Here is a 2,656-nt window from a genome sequence, read left to right on the forward strand (position 1 = left end):
GACTCTTAGTTCGACTGTGGCGAACAAATAATCGCGTGCGGGAAATTTACGACAACATCAACTTCGAGGTGGAACCACCTCTCCTACCATAAGCAAGCAAAAAGGCTGCCTGGCTGCTCGAACGGCGGTTGGCGCTACTCGCCACCTTCATAGCGGTTCAAAGCCAAATCTGGCGCGTGGTGATTGCCGAATTTCCGCAGCGTACGCGCGACCAATGCCCCGCTAAAAAAAAGTGAAACCCCTGCGACTACAAGCGCAGCAGCGACAAGGGTGGGCCCGTCCAGCGTCCAACCGCGTTCTGTGCGGTTAAAGCTAAGCGCCGGAAACGCCACCAAAAAGCATCCCGCACCGGAAATTCGCAGGAAATTTACATCCCTGATAATTCTTTTCTCGAGCAAACTTTCCAAATCGAACAACGCGCCCTCCTATTCGCTTAGCAAATCAAAAACCGTGCTCACTTCATCTTGCGGGGATGTGCCCTTCTGAAAGCAGTTCGCATAGACGAATCGGCCAATCTTCCTGGCTTTTGCCGGCGTTAGCCTAATTCCTCGCACCTTTGATTCGGCGACGACGGCCTCGATCGTATCGCCGACCAGATCGATATCCCTTTCGGCAGCAGTCTGGCGCTGGCCTTCAATTAGCCAAAGCAGGTCCTGCTCGAACCGTTCACAAAAACGCCGAGCAACGGACAACGGCAACTCGCGGATTTCACTCTCGTAGTTTTTGTATGAACGTTCCGCGATTTCCAGAATTGCAGCAGCACGTGCCTGCGAGAGATTAAATTCTCTGCGAACGCTGGCCATGCGCGATCCGATACCGGAGGGTGTTGACATGGGCACAATCATTCCCGTAATAGGCACGTACGTCCTGATTTGAACTTGATATGTAAGAGATAGCACAGGAAAACTAACATCGAAAGGGATTCGGAATGAGCGTGCGGGCAGACGGACTTCTTTCCCCGCGGGAGCTAGCCGCACTGAGTGGTTGGTCTACCGGGAGGATCCGGGCGCTAATCAGCGAAAACCAGATCAGACATATCAAAGTTGGCAGCAGATATCTGTTGCCTCGCGATGCCATGGACGAATTCGTGGCCAACAAAATGATCAGCCCACAAAGCCATAAACTTAACGCAGGAGAATGACGATCATGTCCGCCAACACTCTCGCAGAAAAGATAAGACGAGGAATAAAAAATAGAAAGGGAACAAAATTTTCCTACGATCAACTCATTGAATTAACAAAATATGACGTTCTAAAAAATCTTTCAATCATTGAGTCATACGAAATATGTCACGAGAAAATTCCCCATTCATTATCGGAGACTACTGGCTCGACAAGCGCAGGGATGGCGTTGCATCAGACGTTTGGCAAATTGCGGCCTATAGCCCAGGAACGCGCTCAGTTGTCTATCGCAGCACTAAGTGCAGGACTATAGACCTTGATCGAGCCAAAGAAGCATTGCGATCCTACGAGGCGTCACAGCGCTCCAAACAGCATGGACAGGATATCACTGAAGCCGAACTCCTACCCCATCTCTTCAATTATTTGCGCGAACACGGCCCCGATGTGAGGCGTTTAGATACCATCAAATCGTCATTCCGCGCATGGATCGGCTTTTTTATGCAGGATGAGCTAACCACCAGTGTGCGGGTGGCCGAAATTAACAAGGTCTCGGTCGCCAGATTTCGGCGATGGCGCATGGCTCCGCACCGTTGGGAAGTTGAATGGGATGGCAAGATATTCAAACACGAGAGCAGCGGCGTAAGTGGCGAGGCCGTTCAACGAAACATCGAGGACTTGCGGGCGGCATTGAACCACGCCGAGGATGCAAAGCGCATTCCAATGTATCCACGAGTGCCCAGCGTTGACAAAAACCTACGTTCAAAGTCCAGGAAGCTTGTTTTTACGATCAAACAGTTAGGAGCCATGGTGGCCTACGCCGATCAGGAGCCATGTGTCCAACAATGGTTGCAACTCATGATCGCAACAGCTGCTAGGCCTGACGCCGCCTTGGCGTTCGTACCGGCGAACCAATGGCTTGATAGTGTCATCGATCTCCATCCACCCGGCGCCCCCGTGACAGACAAGCGCAATCCTATCGTTCCAGCGATCACGCCTTTCACCTACGTGATGAAGGGGTGGAAGCTCGATTTGGTCACCTCTCGCAAAAGGTGGTGGCGCACCATGCGAACGAAGCTTAACATCCCGACGAGCTATGTCCCCAAAACCATACGCCATACCGTGGCGTCCTACCTCAGAAGCTCATCGGTTCCAGGCGAGCAGATCAGCCTGTTGCTGGGACACAAGGACCCCACCGACACACTAGAGCGGACGACTGACTGGTATGCCCACGGCGATCCATTACAAATGCCGGAGACGATTCACGCGCTGACCAAGCTTTGGAATGCTGTGGAACAGGAGGCTGCCGCGTGGCGCGCTGACCATTTGCTGACCATCACCGGCGACAACAATAAAATACTTGAACTGCGCAATGAGCCTAAACCCTGAAAAATCAGCGTTCTAGCAATGGTGGGCGGTGACGGGCTCGAACCGCCGACCCTCTCGGTGTAAACGAGATGCTCTACCAACTGAGCTAACCGCCCGAATGCTCGAGAGCCGCGCATTTATAGGGTTTTTAGCGGCGGTCAACCTACCTG

4 protein-coding genes and 1 tRNA gene are annotated in these 2,656 nt (G+C 52.5%); 2 read left to right on the plus strand and 3 right to left on the minus strand.

What is annotated here, in order from left to right; genetic code table 11:
- Nucleotides 1-134 precede the first annotated feature (134 nt).
- Complete coding sequence (locus Y88_RS19250) at nt 135-416, minus strand: hypothetical protein (RefSeq protein ID WP_157132682.1); 282 nt, start codon at nt 414-416, stop codon at nt 135-137.
- A 9-nt stretch (nt 417-425) separates the two neighbouring features.
- Nucleotides 426-833 (minus strand): helix-turn-helix domain-containing protein, encoded by a 408-nt coding sequence (locus tag Y88_RS16330; RefSeq protein WP_157132683.1) that lies wholly within the window; start codon nt 831-833, stop codon nt 426-428.
- 95 nt (nt 834-928) lie between these two features.
- Between Y88_RS16330 and Y88_RS19815 the strand changes: the two genes are divergently transcribed.
- Both Y88_RS19815 and Y88_RS16335 read left to right on the plus strand, forming a co-directional pair.
- On the plus strand, nt 929-1,141 hold the full coding sequence (locus Y88_RS19815; RefSeq protein ID WP_081458679.1) for an excisionase family DNA-binding protein: 213 nt from the start codon (nt 929-931) through the stop codon (nt 1,139-1,141).
- Nucleotides 1,142-1,286: 145 nt separating this feature from the next.
- Nucleotides 1,287-2,507 carry a site-specific integrase gene (locus Y88_RS16335; RefSeq protein WP_008071221.1) on the plus strand — a complete coding sequence of 407 codons (1,221 nt, stop codon included), beginning with the start codon at nt 1,287-1,289 and terminating at the stop codon, nt 2,505-2,507.
- 19 nt (nt 2,508-2,526) lie between these two features.
- Here the strand turns inward: Y88_RS16335 and Y88_RS16340 are convergent.
- Nucleotides 2,527-2,602, minus strand: a tRNA-Val gene (locus Y88_RS16340).
- Nucleotides 2,603-2,656 lie beyond the last annotated feature (54 nt).

Source organism: Novosphingobium nitrogenifigens DSM 19370 (genome assembly GCF_000192575.1).
GTDB lineage: Bacteria > Pseudomonadota > Alphaproteobacteria > Sphingomonadales > Sphingomonadaceae > Novosphingobium > Novosphingobium nitrogenifigens.

Excerpts from the sequence above, each read along its gene's own strand:
- Y88_RS16330 (WP_157132683.1), bottom strand. The coding sequence starts at position 833 with ATGTCAACACCCTCCGGTATCGGATCGCGCATGGCCAGCGTTCGCAGA.
- Y88_RS19815 (WP_081458679.1), top strand. The coding sequence starts at position 929 with ATGAGCGTGCGGGCAGACGGACTTCTTTCCCCGCGGGAGCTAGCCGCA.
- Y88_RS16335 (WP_008071221.1), top strand. The coding sequence starts at position 1,287 with ATGTCACGAGAAAATTCCCCATTCATTATCGGAGACTACTGGCTCGAC.